The 24293-nt window shown below is 37.2% G+C and carries 21 protein-coding genes; 13 read left to right on the forward strand and 8 right to left on the reverse strand.

Annotated features, from left to right (window positions below):
- Positions 1–12: 12 nt before the first annotated feature.
- Positions 13–2832 carry a DNA polymerase I gene (gene polA, locus AADJ06_RS05550; RefSeq protein ID WP_341225413.1) on the reverse strand — a complete coding sequence of 940 codons (2820 nt, stop codon included), beginning with the start codon at positions 2830–2832 and terminating at the stop codon, positions 13–15.
- A 77-nt stretch (positions 2833–2909) separates the two neighbouring features.
- Here polA and AADJ06_RS05555 point away from each other — a divergent pair, with 77 nt between their 5' ends.
- From AADJ06_RS05555 to ppk2 (AADJ06_RS05565), 3 genes are all read left to right on the forward strand, one after another.
- Entirely contained in the window at positions 2910–4301 is a 1392-nt protein-coding gene (locus AADJ06_RS05555; protein WP_341225414.1) for a vanadium-dependent haloperoxidase, read from the forward strand.
- A gap of 92 nt (positions 4302–4393) precedes the next feature.
- Positions 4394–5242 carry a polyphosphate kinase 2 gene (gene ppk2, locus AADJ06_RS05560; RefSeq protein ID WP_341225415.1) on the forward strand — a complete coding sequence of 283 codons (849 nt, stop codon included), beginning with the start codon at positions 4394–4396 and terminating at the stop codon, positions 5240–5242.
- A 4-nt stretch (positions 5243–5246) separates the two neighbouring features.
- Entirely contained in the window at positions 5247–6026 is a 780-nt protein-coding gene (gene ppk2, locus AADJ06_RS05565) for a polyphosphate kinase 2 (RefSeq protein ID WP_341225416.1), read from the forward strand.
- A gap of 79 nt (positions 6027–6105) precedes the next feature.
- Here ppk2 (AADJ06_RS05565) and AADJ06_RS05570 read toward each other — a convergent pair whose 3' ends face one another.
- Positions 6106–6723, reverse strand: coding sequence for a 7-carboxy-7-deazaguanine synthase QueE (locus AADJ06_RS05570; RefSeq protein WP_341225417.1), 618 nt, complete (start codon positions 6721–6723; stop codon positions 6106–6108).
- Between the two features lie 117 nt (positions 6724–6840).
- Here AADJ06_RS05570 and ispG point away from each other — a divergent pair, with 117 nt between their 5' ends.
- The 5 genes from ispG (at position 6841) to AADJ06_RS05595 (ending at position 11268) form a co-directional block, all read left to right on the forward strand.
- Positions 6841–8805: a (E)-4-hydroxy-3-methylbut-2-enyl-diphosphate synthase gene (gene ispG / locus AADJ06_RS05575; protein WP_341225418.1), complete on the forward strand. Its 1965-nt coding sequence runs from the start codon at positions 6841–6843 to the stop codon at positions 8803–8805.
- 2 nt (positions 8806–8807) lie between these two features.
- A complete protein-coding gene (locus tag AADJ06_RS05580; protein WP_341225419.1) occupies positions 8808–9005 on the forward strand; it encodes a DUF6728 family protein in 198 nt (65 codons plus the stop codon).
- Between the two features lie 2 nt (positions 9006–9007).
- Positions 9008–9364: an MmcQ/YjbR family DNA-binding protein gene (locus AADJ06_RS05585; protein ID WP_341225420.1), complete on the forward strand. Its 357-nt coding sequence runs from the start codon at positions 9008–9010 to the stop codon at positions 9362–9364.
- Between the two features lie 47 nt (positions 9365–9411).
- Positions 9412–10533, forward strand: a complete 1122-nt coding sequence (locus tag AADJ06_RS05590; protein ID WP_341225421.1) for a protein kinase family protein — start codon at positions 9412–9414, stop codon at positions 10531–10533.
- A gap of 348 nt (positions 10534–10881) precedes the next feature.
- Entirely contained in the window at positions 10882–11268 is a 387-nt protein-coding gene (locus AADJ06_RS05595) for a gamma-glutamylcyclotransferase family protein (RefSeq protein WP_341225422.1), read from the forward strand.
- Here the strand turns inward: AADJ06_RS05595 and AADJ06_RS05600 are convergent.
- Positions 11258–12160: a DUF4835 family protein gene (locus AADJ06_RS05600; protein ID WP_341225423.1), complete on the reverse strand. Its 903-nt coding sequence runs from the start codon at positions 12158–12160 to the stop codon at positions 11258–11260. The two genes, AADJ06_RS05595 and AADJ06_RS05600, sit on opposite strands and share 11 nt — an antisense overlap.
- 1 nt (position 12161) lies before the next feature.
- Positions 12162–13370, reverse strand: a complete 1209-nt coding sequence (gene coaBC / locus AADJ06_RS05605) for a bifunctional phosphopantothenoylcysteine decarboxylase/phosphopantothenate--cysteine ligase CoaBC (RefSeq protein ID WP_341225424.1) — start codon at positions 13368–13370, stop codon at positions 12162–12164.
- 203 nt (positions 13371–13573) lie between these two features.
- Here coaBC and AADJ06_RS05610 point away from each other — a divergent pair, with 203 nt between their 5' ends.
- Both AADJ06_RS05610 and AADJ06_RS05615 read left to right on the forward strand, forming a co-directional pair.
- Positions 13574–14638: an SMP-30/gluconolactonase/LRE family protein gene (locus AADJ06_RS05610; RefSeq protein ID WP_341225425.1), complete on the forward strand. Its 1065-nt coding sequence runs from the start codon at positions 13574–13576 to the stop codon at positions 14636–14638.
- A 62-nt stretch (positions 14639–14700) separates the two neighbouring features.
- Positions 14701–15330: a hypothetical protein gene (locus AADJ06_RS05615; protein WP_341225426.1), complete on the forward strand. Its 630-nt coding sequence runs from the start codon at positions 14701–14703 to the stop codon at positions 15328–15330.
- 112 nt (positions 15331–15442) lie between these two features.
- Here the strand turns inward: AADJ06_RS05615 and AADJ06_RS05620 are convergent, their stop codons facing one another.
- Entirely contained in the window at positions 15443–16270 is an 828-nt protein-coding gene (locus AADJ06_RS05620) for a glycerophosphodiester phosphodiesterase family protein (protein WP_341225427.1), read from the reverse strand.
- A 66-nt stretch (positions 16271–16336) separates the two neighbouring features.
- A complete protein-coding gene (locus AADJ06_RS05625) occupies positions 16337–16978 on the reverse strand; it encodes a hemerythrin domain-containing protein (RefSeq protein ID WP_341225428.1) in 642 nt (213 codons plus the stop codon).
- A gap of 220 nt (positions 16979–17198) precedes the next feature.
- Between AADJ06_RS05625 and AADJ06_RS05630 the strand changes: the two genes are divergently transcribed.
- The 3 genes from AADJ06_RS05630 to AADJ06_RS05640 all read left to right on the forward strand — a co-directional run bounded on the left by AADJ06_RS05630 (position 17199) and on the right by AADJ06_RS05640 (position 19429).
- Positions 17199–17441: a hypothetical protein gene (locus AADJ06_RS05630; protein WP_341225429.1), complete on the forward strand. Its 243-nt coding sequence runs from the start codon at positions 17199–17201 to the stop codon at positions 17439–17441.
- 503 nt (positions 17442–17944) lie between these two features.
- Positions 17945–18343, forward strand: coding sequence for a hypothetical protein (locus AADJ06_RS05635; RefSeq protein WP_341225430.1), 399 nt, complete (start codon positions 17945–17947; stop codon positions 18341–18343).
- A 303-nt stretch (positions 18344–18646) separates the two neighbouring features.
- Positions 18647–19429, forward strand: a complete 783-nt coding sequence (locus AADJ06_RS05640; RefSeq protein WP_341225431.1) for a DUF695 domain-containing protein — start codon at positions 18647–18649, stop codon at positions 19427–19429.
- A gap of 173 nt (positions 19430–19602) precedes the next feature.
- On the opposite strand, the gene AADJ06_RS05645 is transcribed toward AADJ06_RS05640, so the two are convergent.
- Both AADJ06_RS05645 and AADJ06_RS05650 read right to left on the reverse strand, forming a co-directional pair.
- Positions 19603–21030, reverse strand: coding sequence for a TolC family protein (locus tag AADJ06_RS05645; protein WP_341225432.1), 1428 nt, complete (start codon positions 21028–21030; stop codon positions 19603–19605).
- Positions 21023–24274 carry an efflux RND transporter permease subunit gene (locus AADJ06_RS05650; RefSeq protein WP_341225433.1) on the reverse strand — a complete coding sequence of 1084 codons (3252 nt, stop codon included), beginning with the start codon at positions 24272–24274 and terminating at the stop codon, positions 21023–21025. Before AADJ06_RS05650 ends, AADJ06_RS05645 begins: the two co-directional genes overlap by 8 nt.
- Positions 24275–24293: the final 19 nt, after the last annotated feature.

Below are 24293 nucleotides of genomic sequence, written 5' to 3' on the forward strand. Positions count from 1 at the left end.
ATTACCCGTAATTTAATGAGCCTCCAACCAATTCTCCCCTATTCCTAAACCCGTATCAAGCTTAACTTTTAGCGGAATGGCATTTACCATGAGTTCATGAACTTTGGTTTGAAGAAGTTCTATTTCGTCTACATGTGCATCAAAAATAAGTTCATCATGCACTTGAAGCAGCATTCTAGATTTTAGGTTTTCTTTTTTCATCCAGTCATGAACATTAATCATGGCTAGCTTTATCATATCAGCTGCCGAACCTTGAATAGGAGCATTTATAGCATTTCGTTCTGCGTAACCCCTGTTAGTCTGGTTCCTAGAATTAATATCTCTTAGGTACCTTCTTCTACCTAAAATAGTTTCTGCATATTCGTTTTCTCTGGCTTTATTCACACATTCATCCATGTAAGCTTTCACTCTAGGAAACTGCTCAAAGTAGTTGTCAATTATCTCCTTGGCCTCACCTCTTGAAATACCTAATCGCTGAGCTAAACCGAAAGCCGAAATACCATAAATAATACCAAAATTTACCATTTTGGCTTTTCTACGCATGTCAGAAGTAACATCTTCCAGTTCCACATCAAAAACCTTGGCCGCTGTGGTTGAGTGAATATCTACATCGTTATTAAAGGCATTTACCATAGACTCATCCTCAGAAAAAGCCGCCATAATCCTCAACTCTATTTGACTATAATCGGCAGATAAAATCTTAAAATTTTCGTCTCTCGGAATAAAGGCTTTCCTAATTTCACGCCCACGTTCCGTTCTAATCGGAATATTCTGAAGGTTAGGATTTGTGGAGCTTAATCTTCCCGTAGCAGCTACCGCCTGATTATAAGAGGTATGAATTCTGCCTGTTCGTTTATTGATAAGTAAAGGTAGAGCATCTACATAGGTACTTTTCAGTTTACTTAACTCTCTAAAATCCAAAATCCTCCTTGCTATGGCATGTTCATGCTCGTATTTAGTCAATATTTCTTCGCCAGTCGCATATTGACCGCTAGGAGTTTTTTTAGGTTTTAAGTCTATTTTTAGGTGGTCAAAAAGTACTTCACCTAATTGCTTTGGCGAGCCTACGTTAAACTCTGTTCCTGCCATCTCAAAAATATCTTTTTGAGCGGAAGCAATATCTTTTCCCAATACTTCGGAGAGTTCATAAAGTGCATGCACATTAACATTAATTCCCTCCATTTCCATTTCAGAAAGTACATTGACCAACGGTATTTCTACTTTTTGAAGTAAATCATCTTGCTCCCTAGCTTTTAGGTCTTTGTCTAAAATTTGTTTTAGCTGCCAAGTAACATCCGCATCTTCTGCCGCATATTTACCTGCCTGCTCCACAGGTACATCACGCATATTGCCTTGTTTTTTACCTTTTTTACCTATCAGCTCCTCTATATGAACTGGCTCATAATTTAGGTATAGGTTTGAAAGAAAGTCCATTCCGTGACGCATATCTGGCTCTAAAAGGTAGTGAGCCAGCATGGTATCATACTTTGGCCCATACACTTCCACACCGTAATTTTTCAGAACCGAAACATCATATTTCAGGTTTTGAGCAATCTTACCTACCGTCTCACTTTCAAAAACTGGTCTAAATTCTTCCAATATTTTAAACGTTTCGTCCTTATCTGCTGGTGTTGGTACATAATAACCTTCACCAGACTTATAAGAAAAAGATAGTCCTACGAGCTCCGCATCAAAGGCATCCACATCAGTGGTTTCTGTATCAAAACATATCTCGTCTTGAGCCAAAAGATACTTTATAAGCTCCGCCCTTTTCTCAGGCGTATCCATGAGATAGTAATTATGCTTTTTAGAGTTAATGGTATCTTTTTCCGTTTGAACTTTAACAGGCTCTGGTTCCGCAGAATAAGTATCAAACAAGCCCATTTGCGACTCATCTTTTGCCTTTTTCGGAGCTTTTTTAGCAGCTGGCTTGCTTGGTGTGGCTACCGTATCACCGGCCTCAGGCATCATTCTTCTTTTAAGGGTTCTAAACTCCATTTCGTCTAAAAATGCAGCTAAATCCTCCTTATTATACTCTTCCAGAATTAGGTCCTCTGCTGAATAGCTTATTGGCACATTAATATCAATTGTGGCCAACTCTTTTGACAAAATTGCATCTGCTTTCCCAGCTCGTACCTTCTCTCCTATCTTTCCTTTTATTTCATCGGCATTTTCTAAAAGTCCTTCTATAGAGCCATATGTTTTAAGGTATTTGACAGCAGTCTTCTGCCCTACACCCATAATTCCAGGAATGTTGTCAACTTTATCTCCCATTAAACCAAGCATATCAATCACTTGGTCTATTCGCTCAATATCCCATTTTGCTAAAATTTCTGGAATACCTTGAACTTCTATGGCATTTCCCATAAAAGCGGGTTTGTAAAGATAAATGTGCTCTTCTACGAGCTGCCCGTAATCCTTGTCTGGGGTGTACATAAACACCTCAAAATCGTTTTTTGCTTCTTTCTTAGCCACCGTACCAATGATATCATCAGCCTCAAAACCTGGCAATTCTAAGAGGGCAATGTTCATGCATTTGGCCAAACGCTTAATTAAAGGGATGGCAATACCAATATCCTCCGGCATCTCTTCTCTATTGGCCTTATATTCTGGATACTGCACATGCCTGAAGGTTGGCTCCTTAGTATCAAAAACAATAGCAAGATGCGTTGGTTTCTCTTTTCTTAAGACCTCTAAAAGCGTATTAGTAAATCCAAAAACGGCCGAAGTGTTCATTCCGCTAGTGGTAATTCTTGGGTTCTTACTGAATGCAAAATGTGCTCTATAAATTAAGGCCATTGCATCTAGAAGAAATAGTTTTTTTGAGGGCATGGGGTTTGTTTTTGATTCACAAAATGTCTGTAATATTCGCTATTTTTACGCTCTATTAAAACCATTCGTCAAGATAAATGCTTAAAAAATCCGCCTTTCTGCTCTTACTATCTGGCATTAGCCATTTTAGCTTCGGTCAGCAAATAACCTCACAAAACTATCAGGCCAGAGATGAATCAAACTTGGTAGAATTTGAATTTGTCTTGCCAGAAAAACAATACGATTTCAAAACCTCTGATTTATTAGTAAAATGGCATGTGCTACTTTTTGATTTATTAGAGCAAACTAATGGTTATACGCCAAATGTGGCAGCTCGTTCTTTGGCATATATTAATCTGGCATCATATGAGGCTATGCTTCCTGGGCATTCCGAATATAGAAGTATGAGTGGCCAAATTCAAGAATATGAAAGGCATGAAGACTATGATATTGGTTCTGAACAGTTTTCTAGTGCCGTAGCCATAAATAATGCCGTATATTATATGGTTGATGAGCTTTTCACACCCGCTCCTTATGTTTGGATGGAAAAAGTATGGGCTTTTAAAGACTCCGTCAATATGGTTTTGGCAAAAGATTTGGATGAGGAAACTTTTCAAAAATCGAGAAATTATGGATTGGCCGTAGGTAAAATGATTTATGCTTATTCTAAGTCAGATGGAGGTCATCAGGCTTATTTAAGGAGCTATGATATGAACTACCTGCTTCCAGAATGTGAGTCTTGTTTTGAAATACACCGTTCGGCAGATTTAGAAAATACGGGACCACTTCATCCAGGTTGGCAGTATAACAGGACTTTTATGATTGAAAATGATACTGATTTTGGCATAAAACCTAAAGTCACCTTCTCAAAGTATCCAAAATCACCTTTTTATAAAATGGCTTACGATGTTTATGAAGAATCTAAAACTGTTAACCCAGGCAATAAGAAATATGTGATTGCTAACTTTTGGGATGATGCTGCAGGTTTTACTTACACCGCTCCTGGGCACTCCGCGGCTATACTCACCATGGTTTTAAGAAAAGAACCTGTAAGTATTGAAAAAGCGTCAGAACTATATTGCCGATTAGGCTTGGCCTTAAATGACGCCATTATTTGTTCTTGGAAAGGGAAAATGAAGCATAATTTGATACGCCCAGTTGCCTATATTAATAGATATATTGACAGTGCATGGGAGCCTAAATTATTAACACCTCCTTTTCCTGAGTTTCCTTCTGGGCATTCCGTACAATCTGCCGCCATGGCAGAGGTGCTTACACAAACCATAGGTTCGGACATAGCTTTTACAGATTATTCCAAGTTTTGGGTAGGAGAGCCTAGAAAGTTTAAATCTTTCTGGGATGCCGCAGACGAAACCAGTGTTTCAAGGTTCTATGGAGGTATTCATTATATGGATGCTCTAGACCAAGGACAAGACATGGGAAAACTAGTGGGCCAAAACATTTTAAAATTGAAGTTTTTAAAGGACTAGTAAAATTTGTTTACGCTTATTCTTAAAATGCCCTTTTTGAAATTATATTTGAAAAAGGCCTCAGCACTCATTTTTTTACGCTAATTAGATTTATGCCATATTCTGCCGAAGATATACAAAATGCAAAGACAAGAGACGAACTTATAGAAATAGCTCAGCAAAAGGGCATTGATATAAGTAAAACCATGAAAAACTTGCGATACGAGCAAGAGCTAGGTCAACTGCAAACGGAACTTGTTAATCTTCAGCACTGGGTTATTGAGAAAAAACTACGGGTGGCTATACTTTTTGAAGGTAGAGATGCCGCAGGAAAAGGTGGCTCTATCAAAAGATTTAAGGAGCATTTGAATCCACGTTCTATGCGTGTTGTGGCCTTAACAAAACCAACTGACGATGAGCGTGGCCAATGGTACTTTAGAAGATACATTAAGGAATTACCCAACCCTGGAGAGATTGTTTTTTTTGACAGGAGCTGGTATAACCGTGCAGTGGTAGAACCCGTTATGGGTTTCTGCGATAATCAGCAGTATGAGAAATTTATGGTGCAGGTCCCGGAGTTTGAACACATGCTGTATGAAGATGGGGTAATCCTTATAAAGTTCTGGTTTTCAATATCTAAAGATGAACAAAGTAAACGTTTTAACGATCGCCTCTCTAACCCACTTAAGAAGTGGAAATTTAGCCCAGTAGATCAAAAGGGACAAGAGCTATGGGACAAATACACCTATTATAAGGAACAAATGTTTAGCAAAACCCACACTACTTTTAGCCCGTGGATTATTGTTAAAACAAATAATAAGAAACGTGCTAGACTAGAAAGTATCAGACATGTCTTGTCAAAGTTTGAATACCCTGACAAAGAAAACGCAATGGTTCGATTACCCCCCGACCCTAACGTTATTGTGAGATATTTTAGAAACGCAAACCAAATTGACATTTAAGGCTATGGAGAATAAAATCAGATTAACAGAGGAGGACGTAGAGCTTTTAAATTCAAAAATTGGTTTAAGAATGCTTTTTGCAAACGAAAGAACCAATCTTAGTAAAGCACTGCGTTATACAAAATATGAAAAGGAGTTAAGGGAGTTTCAAGCAGAGTTGGTAAAGCTTCAAACTTGGGTAATAGAAAAGAAAAAGAAAGTAGTTATTCTCTTTGAAGGTAGGGATGCTGCAGGAAAAGGCGGAGCCATCAGGAGAATTACTGCTCATATTAACCCAAGACATTTTAGAATAGTGGCCTTAAATAAGCCTACTGAAGATGAAAAAGGTCAATGGTATTTTCAGCGGTATGTTAATCAATTACCCAAGCCGGGGGAAATAGTGTTCTTTGACCGCAGTTGGTATAATAGAGCCGTAGTAGAGCCCGTAAATGGTTTTTGTACACAGGAAGAATATAAAATTTTTATGTCTCAGGTGAATGAGTTTGAAAAAATGATTATTCATTCGGACACTTACTTCATTAAGTTTTACTTTTCCATCACCAAGGCTGAGCAAATCAAAAGGTTTGATGAAATAAGAAAAAATGAGCTCAAAAAATGGAAAATGACACCATTAGACGAAAAAGCTCAAGTATTATGGGATGAATACACCGAATATAAAGAGGTAATGTTTAATAAAACAAACAGCGAACACGCTCCATGGACTATTCTGCATGCCAATAAGAAAACATTGACAAGATTAGCGGCTATCAAACATATCTTAGATGTGATTCCTTTTGAGGAGTAGGCTTAGTTTTTTTACTGGATGCTGATGGATTAAAAAAACATTTAATCCTTGAAAAATTCCCCAATGGTAGCATTGAAAACTACGGAATATCCATAAACTTATGCGTTTGCAAGCTGATTTTCCATTTTGGATTTGCTTTGACGTAGTCTATAATTAAAGGCAGCATTTGCTCTTGTTTATCCCACTCTGGTTGAAGCAGTAATTGACAATCATCGTTTACCAATTCGGCATATTTTTCAGCGAACGCAAAATCAGATTTGTTAAAAATAATGGCCTTTAACTCGTTTGCTACAGGGAAAATGCTATTGTGAGGCTCTTTAAATTTCTTTGGTGAGAAACACACCCAGTCCCAAGCACCACTCATTTCATAAGCTCCTGAAGTCTCAATATTCGTTTCAAAACCTTCTGAACGAAGAGCCTCTGTCAATGGAAGCATATCATACATCAGTGGCTCGCCCCCAGTAATTACCACCAATCTTCCAGGGTGTTCTTTAGCTTCAGCCATTAAAGTATCAATAGAAGTTAGAGGATGTTTTTCAGCATCCCAACTTTCTTTTACATCACACCAGACGCAGCCTACATCACAGCCACCCAGACGAATAAAATATGCAGCTTTTCCATTATGCACACCTTCACCTTGAATGGTGTAAAATGACTCCATGATGGGTAAATCAATAGCAGTTTGGGTAGAATCCATATTGGTTTCGATGATGAAATTTCCACAAAATTAAGCTTTCTCAAATAGAATCTCGTCTATGATTAAAAGTCAATTCATAAAATAGTAAATTTGTAAATCTGCAATCATAATAAAAGAATGAGCAATCAAAAATCCGATTACTGTAATTCATTAACATCTTACTCGCGTAGAGCGACCAATCAGGTTAAAATTGGCGAACTTATGCTGGGTTCTGATTTTCCTATCAGAGTACAGTCTATGACCACCATAGACACCATGGATACAGAAGGTTCTATAGAACAGAGTATCAGAATGATAGAAACGGGCTGTGAGATAGTTAGAATTACTGCACCGTCTGTAAAAGAAGCTCAAAATTTAGAAAATATTAAGAAAGGCTTAAGAGCTAGAGGTTTTGACCAACCGCTGGTAGCTGATATTCATTTTACGCCAAATGCTGCGGAGTTAGCAGCGAGAATTGTAGAAAAAGTAAGAGTAAACCCGGGAAACTACGCAGACAAAAAACGTTTTCAACATATAGAATACACGGATGCCACTTATCAAGATGAGTTGGCAAGAATTCGTGAGCGATTCACTCCTTTGGTGAAAATCTGTAAAGAAAATGGTACTGCCATGCGAATAGGAACCAATCATGGTTCACTTTCTGACAGAATATTGAGCCGTTATGGCGACACACCTTTGGGCATGGTGGAATCTGCCTTAGAGTTTTTGAGAATCTGTGAAGATGAGGGTTTTTACGACATCGTGATTTCTATGAAATCTTCCAACCCACAAGTGATGGTGCAGGCCTATCGAATGCTAGCAACTAGACTAGAGGAAGAAGGTTTAAAACCATATCCGCTTCACTTAGGTGTAACAGAAGCTGGCGAAGGAGAAGATGGAAGGATAAAATCTGCAATGGGAATAGGAACACTTTTGGAAGATGGATTGGGTGACACGGTCAGGGTTTCACTTACGGAGGACCCAGAGTTTGAATCGCCGGTGGCTCAATCGCTGATTGACAGATATTCAAATAGAGCAGCCAAGGCTACTTCTATTTTACCGATAGAGAATTATCCAATTGACCCTTTTTCTTACAGTAAAAGAAAGAGCATTGAAGTTGAAAACTTTGGAGGCAGTAATGTACCTAGAGTCATAGCAGATTTCTCAAAAACGGGTGTCAGTACAGTTGAAGATTTAAAAACTATTGGTCATTATTATTTACCTGCCATTGACAAGTGGGGTATGAATGACCTTGGTGCCGATTACATATTTACAGGTGATAAGCCTGTTGATTTCATGTTGCCTAATGGCCTTAAGGAGGTTTTGAATTACAACCATTGGCTTACAGCCGATGACCAAAACAATAAGATTCCTTGCTTAAGCATTGAGGAGTATATCAAAGCTGAAAAGCTTCACCCAAAGCTGAATTTGGTGCGAATAAACGCGGCTTTTATTAATGTAGAGTTACTGGAAGCTTTAAAGGGTAAAGAGAATATAGTGCTTCAACTTTCTTCTTTTAATGCCCATGCTATGGCTGATATGCGAAGGTTCTTTGTGGCTTTAATTGAACATAATGTAGAACTTCCCGTCATTTTAGAAGCAAAATATGGTGAAATAAGTGAAAGCAACTTTCAGCTTTATGCCGCTACTGATTGTGGTGGATTATTGCTTGATGGTTTAGGAGATGGCATCACTTTAGACTTTGAAGGTGGAAAACCCGCCGTCATAAACTCTACCGCTTTTGGTGTGCTGCAAGCCGCCAGAACTAGAATTACAAAGACAGAATATATCAGTTGCCCTTCTTGTGGTAGAACTTTGTTTGACTTACAAGAAACCACAGCCATGATTAGGAAAAGAACTGACCACCTGAAAGGTGTGAAGATTGGAATAATGGGCTGTATAGTAAACGGACCAGGCGAAATGGCCGATGCCGATTATGGTTATGTGGGCATAGGAAAAGATAAAATATCTTTATACAGAGGTCAAAATGTGGTAAAGCGTTCGGTGCATTCTGATAATGCTGTGGACGAACTTATAGAATTAATTAAAGAAGACGGTATCTGGACAGAACCCTCTCAAGTAGAAGAAACTTTAACAGCGTAGATATGAGCAAGCTTAAAGAATATTTAAAACTAACTCCCGTTTTTAGCTACTTCTTAAGGGTATTTAAAAAAGATAAAGAAGGTAAATTTCCTACTAGCACTAATCTAAAACTGATGCATGGTATCAATAAGATTTCCATTGTAATGTTTAGTATTTGTGTCTTGGTATTGATTTATCGTTATTTCATTAGAGGCTATTAATCATGGATTTAGAATCTTTCAGAACGTATTGTTTGGCAAAAAAGGGCGTTACGGAAGAGCTACCTTTTGGCCCAGACGCCCTTGTATTTAAAGTCATGGGAAAGATGTTTGCTCTTACGCCACTTGATGAAGCTGATATGCGAGTAAGTCTTAAAAATACTCCTGAGAAAAACCAAGAATTAAGAGCCGACCATTCCGGGATTCAAGGGGCATTTCATATGAACAAGAAACACTGGAGCATGTTTTTAATGAATGAAGGCATTCCTTCTAAGCTGTTGATTGAGTGTACTGATGATTCTTATAATTTAGTGGTGGCTGGTTTGACGAAGAAGCTTAAAGCGGAGTTGGAAGGCCTTTGATGTTGGATGTTGGATGTTGGATGTTGGATGTAAGTTGAACAAAATCGATGAAAGGAAAAATTATTCAATTTATAAGAAGTAAAGACTTTAAATTCATAGAAGAAATAGGTCAAGGCGGAACTGGGAGAACCGTACTTCTTGAAGATGAAATAATTAATGAGCGATTTGTTTGCAAAAAGTATTCGCCATATTATGAGGAGCATCAAAAGATATTCTTCAACAATTTCAAAGATGAAATCAAATTACTTCATCTTTTAAATCATAAAAATATTGTTAGAGTTTTCAATTACTATTTATATCCAGAAGAATATACAGGATATATATTGATGGAATATATAAAAGGCAAAAACATAACTGACTTTTTAAAGGAAAACCCGGACAAATTAAATGACATCTTTAGACAAACAATAAACGGTTTTGTTCATTTAGAAAATTCAAATATTCTACACAGAGACATACGACCTGATAACATTCTCGTTTCTAACGAAGGCATAGTGAAAATAATAGATTTTGGCTTTAGCAAAAAAATAGATTTTGAGTCGGACTTTGATAAGAGCATATCCTTAAATTGGAGATACACACCACCAAATGATTTTGAAGAAAAAAAATATGATTTTAAAACGGAATTATATTTTATTGGAAAAATGTTCGAAGAAATAATCGTTGAAAATGACTTTCAAAACTTTCGGTATAAAGACCTTTTGAAAAATATGGTTGTAATGGATTATGACAATCGAGTTTCTTCATTTTTTGACCTAAACAGAAAAATGATTTCCGAATTGACAAGCGAAATTTCATTTTCAAAGGAAGAGAAAGCAAGATATCAGAATTTTGCTGATGGTTTAGAGAGTATATTCAGTAATATTGATGTTGATGCAGAATATATTACAGACATTTCGAATATTATAAGAGAAATACAAGAAGTTCATAGAAATTCAATTTTGGAAGACAACATTCAAAATCAAAACCGACTTGCGAGATGTTTTATCAAAGGTAATTTTCGGTATTGGAAAAATAGAGAAATAAAAGTTGATGCAGTTTACGATTTTTCTAAATTCTTAAGTTCTTCATCGAAAGAAAGACAAAAAGTGATTTTAAATAATTTATGGCAAAGGCTTGACAAAATAGATAGACACGACCCAAGTGAAGAAGTTGATTTACCATTTTAATAAAAAACTGCACCAAACAATGGCCATAAGTAAATGCTTTTTCCCGCCTACTTTGGAAATTCCTGCGGAATTCCCAACTTGGTGTGTTCTTGTAAAGTTGAGAGCTAAATCACGCAACTACTCATAGCCGAGATGTTGGATGTTTAGAATTTGGTATTCATAAACCTAAGTTCCTCAGTTCGCTCTTAATTTAAAATACTAGTATTACTCATTCGAAATTCAATATTCAGAACAGTCCCGCAGGGACGAAACGTCGGTAAAAACCATACGCTCCCACCCCAAGTTTTGGCGGACATTTTGCCCTAAAAGCAAAAAGTGTGACAAAGCCTTCACCCCAAAAACTAAAAGATGTCTCTCCTTTTTGTGTACGGTACTTTGATGAAAAAATGCAAGCCTAATGAATGGTCTGCTTATCTTCAGGAAAATGCCACTTATGTGGGCGAAGCAAGTGTAAAAGGAAAACTCTACCGAATAGATTTTTACCCAGGACTAGTAAAAGGTGAAGGCACTGTTTATGGAGAAGTCTATAAACTGCATGAGCCAGCACTAATATTACCTACCCTTGATGAATATGAAGATTATCGCCCAGATGCCTTGACAGACTCCTTATACCTAAGAGAAAACACAGAAGTTACCTTGCTACATAATGGAGAAAAGAAGAAATGCTTGATTTACTATTTCAACAGACCAACTGACACCTATCCTGAAATTACTTCGGGTAGATTTACCCCCTAATAATCTTACGATAAACCTCCGTTTTGTCAGGGTCTAAGCCTGAAAGAAGTAAAAAAGCCTTTTGTTTTTCTTTGCTGTCACCTTCTGAAAAGATATTAACCAATTCTTGAGCTTTAGCGTCAAAGAAAGCATTTATTAGCACGGAATTAGGACGAAGTGTTACTATGTTCTGAATAATCTCCAAAATTTTCAAAATCTCTTCTCTACCCTTTTCAGGTTCTCTACCGAAGTCGTCAAGCACCAATCTGTGGTATTTATAAAAACTCTCACGAAATTGGCTCATCTGCTGATTTTGAAGATTTTCTACCAAGAAATACCTATTCCTTTTAGAATTCTGCGATTGCGACCAGCCACCACCTCCTGCACTGGAAATATTGACCAAGTTAAACAGACGCTCCACATAAGAAGAACCGCCTAATTCGCTGAAAGAATCATAGTCGACCGCCAAAGCCATCAAACTATAATAAGCCGCCATAGCCGTAATGTTACTGGTAAAAGTTTGCTCATTAAAAACCATTTGACGCTCTACTGGTTGATAAGAAAAACTAAATTCTTGGTCTATGTATTGAAACGTAACCGACTTATAATCTGTGCCATAAATAGGTCTAGTAACTTGAAATTGGGCATTGCCGCTAAAGACATTTTGAGAAGTAGATTGTGTAAGCGTAACTATTAAGCTACAGTCTATCTTTTCGTTTTGGTTGAAATTATCCGTAGACCAGCGTGTGTTATTCATAAACTGCTCTATCTGGCTCTGCATTTCCTGAAAAAGGCTAGGCTCGTATTGTATAGTAGATTTCATCTGCTGATAATTAATTTCCACACGAGCATCCAACTCCTGACTTAAAGCCGAAAAACTAATTAATGACAGCAAAAGTATTTTTTTCAACATCTTATATCGGTCTGTTTTTGAGTACTTCTTTTACCTCGTTTAATATATCCAAAGCCACATCATCTTTAGACTTTAGTTCAAACTCCTTCAAGATACCGCCTTTATGCACCACCTTGATTTTATTGGTATCATAACGGAAACCTGCCCCCTTATCTTGTAAAGAATTGAGTACTATAAAATCAAAATTCTTTTTATCTAGCTTTTTAGTGGCGTTTTCTAAAGCATCGTTGGTTTCTAAAGCAAAACCAACGGCTATTTGATGATTCTTCTTAAGCTTCCCTAAAGTGCCAGCTATATCTGGCGTTCTTTCAAGCGGAATACTTAGGTCGTCTTCTTTCTTTTTTATCTTAATGTCTGAGATATTCTTCGCAGCATAATCCGCGACAGCAGCTACATAAATAATTATATCTGCCCCTCCGAAAAGGCTTTTAGTGGCCTCAAACATCTCTTTTGCAGATTTAACGGGTGTTACATCCACGTTTATGGGAGCCTTTATATTCACAGGGCCAGAAACCAAATTCACTCTTGCTCCTGCATTTCTGAAAGCTTTGGCAATGGCATATCCCATTTTCCCAGAAGAATGATTACTGATAAACCTTACAGGGTCAATAGCCTCTTGGGTTGGTCCAGCAGTTATCAAAACTCGTTTGTCTTTCAGAGCTTCGTCTATACCAAAGAGTGTTTCTACAAACTCTACAATATTTTCAGGTTCGGCTAGTCTACCCTGCCCTACTAATCCACTTGCTAGTTCACCAGATTCAGCTTCTATAATTAAGTTTCCATTTGATTTTAAAACCTCTAGGTTTTTTAGGGTACTCCCATGCTTATACATATCCAAATCCATAGCTGGAGCAAAAACCACAGGACATTTGGCAGACAAGTAAGTGGCAACTAATAAATTATCACAAATTCCATGAGCACATTTGGCAATAGTATTTGCAGAAGAAGGAGCTACCAGCATCAAATCGGCCCAAATACCCAAGTCCACATGATTATTCCACTCACCTTGGTTTCCCTTTGTAAAATCACTTAAAACTGGATTCTTGGACAATGTAGAAAGTGTCAGGGGCGATATAAAATCTTTGGCAGCAGCTGTCATTACCACTTTTACCTCGGCTTCTTCTTTGACTAACAACCTAACCAAAAAGGCAGCTTTATAAGCAGATATACTGCCTGAAACACCTAAAACTATTTTCTTTCCTTTTAGCAATTTCTTATTGGAATGATTTAAACAAAAATAGCCTTTTCACCACATATTGACCTACCTTGTTTAAAATACTCTCAATACTTTTCCTGAAAATTGCCATAGCATAGATATATTCCATAGTTTTAACTATTGAAAAAGCTTTCTCTTAAACTTATAAATTTCGGTTTCAGAAGAAGCTTTTAAAGACCACTTAAACTAATTTAAGCATGAAAACCTTGTTAAAAGGATTTGGAGTAATCTTAATTTTACTCGTTTTGTGTGTTCTCTATATTATTAAATCTAGTGGAGCTTTCCGCAGCATAAAACCACACTTTGATGGAGAAACAGAAGTATTAGAAAGTCCGGCGGGTGTAGAAGACATAACTATAGACCAAAATAGTGGACAGATTTACATGGCGGCTTCTGACCGCAGAGACTTTAACAGTCCCGGTGAAATATATACATTCCATGTTTCAGAGGCTTCGCCAAAGTTTAAATCACTTGGCGTGGCTAAGGCAAATCCAGAATTTAGAGCACATGGCATTTCCTTGTTAAAAAAGTATGGCAATACTTACGTTTTTGCAGTTTCTCACGAGCCAAAAGGTGATTTCATTTATCGTTTTGAAATAGAGAATGACAGCATAGTGGGTCAAAAGAAATTTGGAAACCCTGAATTCCATGTAAGCATTAACGACGTGGTAGCTACGGATACAGCAACTTTCTATTTCACCAACGACCACGGCCTAAAGCATGGTTTGGAAAGAGAAATCAAAGATTTCATGCTTGATAAAAATGGCTATGCCGTACTTTATCACAATGGAAACTATGCCAAAGTGAGTCAAGATATAGCTTACCCGAATGGAATCAATGTTTCCCCTGACGGTAAATACCTTTATGTGGCCAGCACTACAGAGGGCGTTTTATATGTATATGAAAATGACATTTCTGGCGAACCTCTTAAAATGGTAGACAGCCACTATGCTGCCTCAGGTTTAGATAATATAGAATTAGATGCCGATGGCAATTTGCTGATTGGTTCGCACCCAAAACTCTTGAAATTTTTATCGCATGCTAAACATGCGTCAAACAGAAGCCCTTCTCAAGTTTTGAAAATAGTTTATCTTCCAGAAACCGATTACAAGTTTCTTCAAGAAGAACTTTACCTTGACAATGGCGACCCGCTTTCAGGAAGTAGCGTAGCTGCTTTTTACTTATCAGAAGGTGGAAAGAATGACTTATTTGTGGGTTCGGTATATGAGCCTAAGATTTTAAGATTACATAGGAATTTGTGATTAACGGATTTAATAAATCAGCTTATTTGAATAAGTTTGACTTATTCTTAAATACAGAAAAAATGACTAAAATAGAACCATATTTAAACATAGATGACGCTATAGAGTCACTGGATAATGGCGGAAGATTTTACAATATTTTAACCAGTGCTGATGACGGCGTAATATCACAATCTGAACTTGGAAAAGTGGCTGGGCTCCTTAACGATAAACAGCAAATGATTCTGTTTTTTGAGATATCAATCTCAAACTTAAATGCAGATAAGAGAAATGAGGTAATTTCAAAATTAGAGGATAAATTAAAAGAAACCTATCTCAAATTTAAACCTTTAGAGTTATTACCTTCTGAGGCCTTTTCAAAAGGGACAATTGCCTCAAACGCAATCATAACAGGTATTCCGACATTGATAGAATCTAAAGATGAATTTACTGGCTTTATCTTGATTCCTATTTACAGTGGAGAAATAACTACTTTTTCTATGATTCCCTTAATAGATTTGTACGATGTATATGAGCTCAAGGACGAAAAATCCGATGAAAAATTCCTGATTGCTCATGTAAAAAGCGAAAATAAACTGCCTGAGAAAAAAATCAAAGTTGCTGGGATTTTGAAGGAGTTAAAATTAGACAAAGAAGAGGATGTGGCATCGGAAAAATATCTGGAGGCGGTTTACCACTTAGAAGTTAATTGATTCTATTATCCTTAAAAAAGAAGGTTCTAAAGCATCAATTATACTCTTAAAAACTAGATATTTTTAAGTAAATCTTGACTTTGTTTTCTTATAAGAATCGCTAGCAATGGGTTTAACGAATATCTAGCTTTGAAAAAGCTTGCAGCATCTCTTCCAAATTATCTGTCAGAACAAAATCTACTCCGGCAGCAAAAAGCGTATTTAATTGCCCCACTTTTTCGGCATGAAAATAATTAATCATCACGTCATTTTTCTTTAACTTTTTAATATCACGTAGCATGTGTTCATCGTCTCTACTGCTTTTAATTTGGAGAAATAGGTAGCCCTCTTTTATAGTGTCATCTATATATGCTGTTCTAGAATTCAATCTATTCATATTACAGATTTTGAGACTTGCATCCACACTTTTAACACCTCGTGCAGCCTCTTTTTCACAGGCTATAACAGCTTGATGCGTTCTATTAGTAGCAATAATAGCTTTAGCTGTTTCTATACCCACCTTTTTCTTACCTTTAAGATGGACGTTTAGCCAAATATTATCAGGCATTATCTCAAGAACCTCTCGGAGAGTTGGTACTTTTTCGCTAGCAAATTCCTCAGATTTCCAGCTACCCGCATCTAGTTTTCTTATCTCGTCAAAAGTCAATCGAGAGACTTTTCCTGTGCCATTTGTGGTTCTGTCTACCGTACCATCATGCATTATAACAAGTCTATTGTCTTTGCTTAGCTGCACGTCAAACTCTATCATGTGTGCACCTAACCTAATAGCCTCCTTAAACGCAGCCAAGGTATTTTCTGGATGGGTTTTATTGGCACCACGATGGGCACAAATTCCTTTTGAAGCTAAGGGTTCTGATTGTGCTACACACAGCACATTAAAAAGAAGAATCGGTAGCAGAAAAAAACACTTTTTAAGCAAAGTAAATTTACCAGAACTCACAGAAATTAATTTAGGGTGATAATAAGCATAAATTTAAAACTAAATTTCTATAATTAATGGGCTAACTCACAGCATGCCCTCTACCCTAGGCAATAGTATTTCATCTTCAATAAGGGCGTGACGTCTTAAATCAAATTCAAACAAGTCTATTTGGTTCATAAACACGCTGTAAGCAAAAGGCACTTTTGTATCTTTAACAGCCTCTTTTATAATCAGATTCACCTTTTTTAATTCATCTTCGATAGGGTCATGGTTTCCCATAAACTCTACAAACGCTGTCCATTTTTCAGTTTTTGACATTTGTTCTTTCGAGGTACTCAGCAGATTTTTTACCATGGGAAAGAATACGTTTTCTTCCATTTTGATATGGTTTATCAGGCTCTTTTGATATTTCCCAAAAAACAAGGCCAGCGTTTTCAATAGGTTTGAAACATCTTCATGACCAAATACATGCAAGATGGATTGCTGTAATTCCGGCAATTTCTTGGTCATATAGTAGTGGTGATTAAAAACAAGATAGTCGATGATGTCTTCCGTTTTAAACTGTTTGAATTTCTCAACTGCGGCAGAAAAATCATTCATATCGAGCTGTGAGGCAACTTCTGTAAGCTCTCTACTCGGTTTACTAAGCTCCAAATTTGAATTATAGAAATTACTAAAGTTTTCGTTTATAGCGTCGTAAGTGCTTATGTCTAATCTTTCTGTCATCTTGTTATCGTTGTTTGATTACAAAGATTACTTCAAAACATGGCTTTAAATATGAGCAAACTCATTCTTTTGATTTTTCTATCTTAACCGCTTCAACTTTCTCGTAACTTTACACGCAATCAGCTACTATTTTGACACTAAATATTGGCGGAAAGCCACGAAAAATTCGTAAATTCTCTACTGAATTGATATTTTTGAATCCTTCAATAAAACAATAACAATGGACTTAGAGGCAAGAAAAATAACATTTGTTCAAGAGTTTTTAAGACTGCAGAATGTAGAAATTGTTAGTGGGCTTGAAAATTTCTTACGCAAAAGAAAAGCTGAACTGACTGAAAATAACTTGAAGCCAATGCCAATGGAGCAGTATGATGCCGAAATTGACCAAGCAATGGAGGATTCTAAAAATGTACGAATGCTAAAAGCCACAGACTTAAAAGCTAAAATCCAAAAATGGAGTTAGAAGTTTATTGGTTAGAACTTGCTGAAACTAATCTTGAAGATATTTACGGTTATTACTTAATAAAAGCGAACAAAAGAGTTGCTCAAAATTTAGTCAATTGAATCGTAGATTCAACTATCGGAATTGAGAAACATCCAGAAATTGAACAAGTTGAAATTAGCCTAAAACACAGAAAATAAGAATTTAGATATCTAGTTTTCAAAAATTATAAAATAGTATATTGGGTTAATTATGATTTCAAGCGAATTGAAATCGCAAATGTCTTTGACACAAGACAAGAACCTGAAAAAATAAATGAGATAAAGTAACCGCTACGCAAAGCCTCCTGACTGTGAGGAAATATCCATCCGTCTTTAGACCGCTATAATGCTAATTTGCTCTGTAAATTAAGTTTAGAAAGAAGCTGACATCAAATCACACAGTTAAACCCAAAAGTCTTAATTTTCCTTTAAATTAGTGTATCATTTACAGTGATTTCATCTATCATTTAATAACCATACAATATGCTCAATGTCTTTACTCAAAAACTAAAGCAGTTTATTTATTTGTCATTAATACCTTTACTATTAATAGCTTGTGCAACTTCCATGACTCCTAGAGAGGTTTATTCAACCCTTCCAGAGTTAACAAAAACGAAGTTCATACCTTCTACCGTTAAACCAAATGGTAGTGAAAGCTTGAACTGCGAAATTCTCAATAGCAAGAGGATATATAATGCCCCCGTCGGCCTATCGGTCAAGAATGACTTACAAAATGGTGCTAAAGGAATAGATGAATGGGTGCTTTTAGATGGTGGGAATTCATATCGATTGGTAAACTATCAATGGATTACCGTAGATGCTCTAGGCACGACTCAATTAAAAATTGAATTTGATACAATGAAGTGTGAAGGAATTAATTGACCTTTACAACATTACTCCTAAAGTCTTCTGACTATCCAGAAAACATCCATCGGCTTTAGACCCCTACAATGCAAATTTGCTCTGTAAATTAAGTTTTGAAAGAAGGTTACATCAAATCACACAATTAAACCCAAAAGCCTTAATTTTCCTTTAAATTAGTGTATCATTTACGGCGGATATGGTTAACGTGAACTATATCCATTCGTTGTAGCCAATTAAACCAAACCAAGAATGACAAAGAATTTATTGATAATTCTACTACTTACATTGTTGACTTCTTGCGAATCCAAATCACAAAATAATATGATACCAAAAGAAGAAATCGTTGGATTTTTTGACCGAATGAAATCAAATGGTGTTGACACAAATACCAAAATGCTTTACGGTTACTTTTTCACAAATGACGAACCAAAGAAATTGGAAAAAGTAACAGAGGAATTAAAAAAACAAGGATTTGAATACGTTGATATTTATCCAGATGAAACTAAACAATATTGGTTGCATATGGAAAGAATTGAAATTCATAATTCCGAAAGTCTTTTTAACCTAAATAAAGAACTTTATGCGATTGCGGACAAGTTTTCCATTAAAACTTATGACGGATTTGATGTTGGGAACGCAGATAAAACAAAAGGAATTGAAAGAGATACTTATGTTGTCCCAGAAGAATTCAAGTCTAACGATTTTGAAAAAGATGGAAGCCCATTTCTTGTAATTGTAAATTCAGCATTTGACAATTTTCCACATAAGTCAGAGTTTTCAAATTTTATAGAAATTACATCCAATTATAGTATAGAAGACACTTCAAAAATGCCGAATGAAATTGAATATGCTGAACTGGACGAATTAGATGTTTTCGTAGAAAATAATTTAAACCAAAACGGAATTAAATCATACTATATTGGTAGAACTACATTTGGTGGAGAAAGAAAAATATACTTCGTAACAAATGACAAAGATGGAGCAAACGGACTTATGTATTTCCTAAAAGAAAACGGAAATAAAAGAGCGTTTGAATTCAAAATAGTTGAAGACCCGAAATGGAATTTATACGAGGAAATTAATATTAAACTGAACAAAAAATAACTGGCTACAACAATTAGGCCCGAATGCAGCAATTAAGGTCCTTCGGCTAAACTCAGGGCAGGTCTGGTTCATTTGAAAGTACATTTACCCCATACAAAAACCAAAACAGTCCCCAAAGTCAAAGACTAAGGAGACTGTGCTAAACTAAACAGAAATGTAAGATTTTAAGAGGCTTAGTTCCAACCTCCACCTAAGGCCTGGTACACATTTACCATGGCGTTCATTTGTTGTTTTTTGGTTTCTATCAACTCAAATTTTGATTCTAAAGCATCACGCTGTGTAAGCAGTACTTCCATGTAATCTGCCCTAGCTGAGCTAAAAAGACGATTAGCAATAGTGATGGACTGCGTTAAAGCCGCCACCTCTTGCTCTTTTAAATCATAAGTAGTTTTCAGGTTATCAATTTTTGAAAGCTGGTTTGCTACCTCTATATAAGACTTTAGCAGTGTTCTTTCATAATTATACACTGCCTGAATTTGTGAAGCATTGGCATTAAAATAAGTGGCTCTTATGGCATTTTTATTGACCAGCGGCCCCACCATATCCCCTACTAAAGATGTTAATAATGACTCTGGTATTTTGGCCAAATAAATAGGATTAAAAGCCTGCAAACCCAAACTAGCCGAAATACCCAAAGAAGGGTAAAAATTGGCTTTAGCCACAGTTACATCTAATTTGGCAGCCACTAAGTCTAATTCTGCTTGCTTAATATCAGGGCGATTTTCCAATAAATCAGAAGGAATACCACCATGAACACCGTCTGTAGCCAAGGCACTAAAACCAGCAGAGTTTCTTTCTATTGGCTGCGGAAATCTCCCTACCAAAAAGTTAAGTCTATTCTCGGTTTCTACTATTTCCTGCATTATACTATACTGCAGCCCTCTGGTACTTAAAACTTCCGCTTCAAACTTACGTACAGCCAACTCCGTTACACGTGTTGCTTCTTTTTGAAGTTTCACTATTCTAAGAGCGTTGGTCTGTATTTCAATATTTTGACGAACTATATCCAGTTCATTATCCAAAGCCAAAAGCTCAAAATAAGAATTTGAAATTTCAGCTATAAGATTGGTCACCATAAAGTTTTTACCTTCTACACTTGAAAGGTAACGTGTCATAGCAGCCTTTTTAGCGTTGCGTAATTTGTGCCAAATATCCACTTCCCAAGTGGCATAAGCCCCTACCGTAAAATCTGGCAATGGGTCTGGCGTTTCTCTACCAGGTTTGATATCGGTAGTGGCTTCACTAGAACCTCTACTCGTGTACCTACCCACTTTGTCAAAACCCGCTCCACCGCCAATATTCACTGAGGGCATATACTCTCCTTTTCTTGCCATTACTTCGTTTCTAGAAATCTCAATTTCCTGAAGCGTAATGTTCAGTTCTTGATTATTTATTAATGCCGTGTCTATCAGTCCTTGCAGGTACGGGTCTATAAAATAATCTTGCCATTTAATCTTGCCAGAGTTGGCAGTATCCTGCGAGTTATTAAAACTCGCAGGAACGTTTTTATTGACATTTCGTTCTACCAAAAGTGGGGTTTTGCAGGCAGTAAAAAGCATTGATATGCTTAGGACGCCTATATATATTATTCTTTTACTCATTTTCTTTTTTGTTCTTTAAACCTAAAAGCTTTTTCAGTTTGGCGTTAGCCTTACGGATGTTGGCCAGTATTTTACTCTCCTCTTCCATAGACCTAATGAAGTTCTCAGAAAGTGACTCATTAACCTCATTCTTAATCAGCTGCTTGCCGTCTGCCAGGCTTCCAAAAATGTAATACAGTCCCGGAATAATAGCCACGCCTATGAGCGTACCAAAGAGCATCCCACCCATAGCAGAGCCACCAATGGTTTTATTACCAATAGCCCCAGCTCCATGAGCCATTACCAGCGGCACCAAACCTGCCACAAAAGCAAATGAAGTCATCAAAATAGGCCTAAACCTAACTTTGGCTCCTTCTATGGCAGCATCTAAAACACTCATGCCTTGCTGTCGTTTTTGTACTGCAAACTCCACTATCAGCACGGCATTTTTTCCTAAAAGACCTACCAACATAATGAGCCCTACTTGTGCATAAATGTCATTTGCCAAGCCCATAACTTTTAACAATAAGAATGAACCGAAAATACCAACGGGCAGCGAGAGAATAACCGCAAGAGGTAGCAAAAAGCTCTCATACTGAGCAGCTAAAACGAAATACACAAAAATCAAGACCACCAAGAAAACATAGATAGACTCGTTTCCTCTGCTGGCTTCATCATATGAGAGCCCTTCCCAAGCTATGTCATATCCTTTTGGCAGCGTTTCTTTGGCCACCGTTTTAATAGCCGCAATAGCATCTCCTGTGGTATAGCCTTTGGCAGGTTGCCCTTGAATAGAAGCGGAATTATACATATTGTACCGCGTAATTTCGTTTGGTCCTTGCTTCTTCACTATTTTCATAAAAGAAGAGTAAGGCACCATTTCTCCATGGTCGTTTTTCACAAAGAGGTTCAAAATGTCTGACGGAAGTCTTCTAAACTCAGGAGACGACTGCACGTAGACTTTGAAAAACCTACCAAAACGAATAAAACCCTGCTCGTAGGTACTACCTATCAGAATATTAAGATTCTCCATGGCTTTGCCAATTGACACGCCTTTCTGCATAGCAGCCTGATTATCAATCTCCAGTTCATACTGAGGATAATTGGCAGCAAAGAAAGTAAACAAGCCGCTTAGTTCTTTACGCTTCTCTAGCTCCGCCATAAAGCTTTTATTAATCTGGTCAAACTCGTGATAATCTGTAGAGGTGGTTTTGTCTAATAATCTCATAGAGAAACCTCCTGACGAACCAAAACCTGGTACAGCAGGCGGCTCAAAATACTCTACCACTGCTCCCAAATCCTTAGTTTCTTCCTCTAACTCTTCAATAATCTCATGCACGGTATGCTCACGCTCAGACCATGACTTTAGGTTTATCAAACAAGTACCAGCATTGGAACCCCTGCCCTCTGTCATGATTTCATAGCCTGCCAGTGAAGACACCGACTCAACACCATCTATCTCTTCACAAATCTTTTGAAGTTCCTGTGACACTTGGTTGGTTCTTTCTAGCGTAGCACCCGGAGGCGTCTGAATAATGGCGTAAATAGTTCCTTGGTCTTCTCCGGGAATAAAACCTGCAGGAAGTACTTTATTGACATAAACTATTCCTAAACCAAAGACAAAAAGAATGGCAAAAGTCAGTAACCTTTTGTTCACAATCACTTTTAGCAAACTAACATACCTACCAGTTAACTTATCAAAAGCCTTATTAAACTTGTCTAAAAGCCAGTCTATCGGCGATTTCCTTTTAGGCCTTCCATGATTATTTTTCAAAATCATTCCGCATAAAACGGGTGTTAAAGTCAAGGCTACTACGGCAGATAAAATAATGGCACTCGCCATGGTAATAGAAAATTGGCGGTAAAAAGTACCCACCGGACCCGACATAAATGCAATAGGCAAAAACACAGAAACCATAACCAGCGTAATGGCGATAATGGCACCACTAATTTCTCCCATTACTTTTTTGACCGCGTCATACGGAGAGAGGTGTTCTTCTTCCATTTTGGCATGGACCGCCTCCACCACTACTATGGCGTCATCTACCACAATACCAATGGCCAACACCAAAGCAAAGAGTGTAATAAGGTTTATGGAGAGCCCAAACATTTGCATCACAAAGAATGCCCCAATGAGCGAAACCGGTACCGCGATAATTGGAATCAGGGTAGAACGCCAATCGCCAAGGAAAACAAATACTACCAAGGCTACCAAAATAAAGGCATCCCGTAATGTATGCGTAACTTGCTCTACAGAAGCATCTAAGAACTTAGATACATCATAAGATATTTTATAATCTACACCAGGAGGGAAAGTCTCTTTCATCTCCTCTAGCTTGGTTTTCACATCAGCTATTACTTCTGTGGCATTACTTCCAAAGTTTTGTTTAAGTACAATAGCCGCAGATGGATGCCCGTCAAGATTAGAGTAAATATCAAAGAACTCACTACCCAACTCTACTTTGCCAATATCTTTCAATTTGATACTTTCTCCTTCTGAATTGGCCCGAACTATTACTTCCCCATACTCTTCAGGCTTATTTAGTCTGCCTTTAAAAGTCAAAACATACTCTAAAGACTGAGCGGCTATTCCTGAACTTTGCCCTATTCTACCAGGACGTCCAATAATACTTTGCTCTGCAAGAGCTTCCATCACTTCTTCTGCCGAAATACTATAAGCACGCATACGGTCAGGATTTAACCAAACACGCATAGCAAACTGCCTACTACCCAAAATCTGAGTTCTAGCCACACCATGAATCCTGTTAATTTCAGGTATCATGTTTACGTTGGCATAGTTATACAGAAACTTCTCGTCTAGGTCTTCATCAGTACTATAAAGGTTAACATACATCAGCATACTAGGCTGAATAGGTGTAATCACCACACCTTCTCTTTGAACCAAATCTGGCAGTAAGGGCATCACTTGGTCTACCCTCGTTTTCACTCTAATTACTGCTAAGTTGGGGTCAGTGCCTGGTTCAAAAATTATACGTAGTGTAGCCTCTCCCGCACTAGTGGCATCTGTAGCCATGTATCGTACATCTTGTACTCCATTAATGGCATTTTCTAAAGTTATCAGGGTAGACTTTACCAAGATATCTGCACTGGCTCCTGGGTAGGCAATAAAAATATTGACCGTGGTAGGAGCAATTTCTGGAAACTGAGATTTCGGTAATTGCTTAATAGCGAGTCCCCCCGTAAAAAGAATGATAAACGAAATCACAATGGCCAATACTGGCCTATGTATTATATTACTAAACATTTTACTATCTATGGTTTAA

The sequence above is a fragment of the uncultured Arcticibacterium sp. genome (assembly GCF_964021845.1).
In the GTDB taxonomy this organism is placed as follows: Bacteria; Bacteroidota; Bacteroidia; order Cytophagales; family Spirosomataceae; genus Arcticibacterium.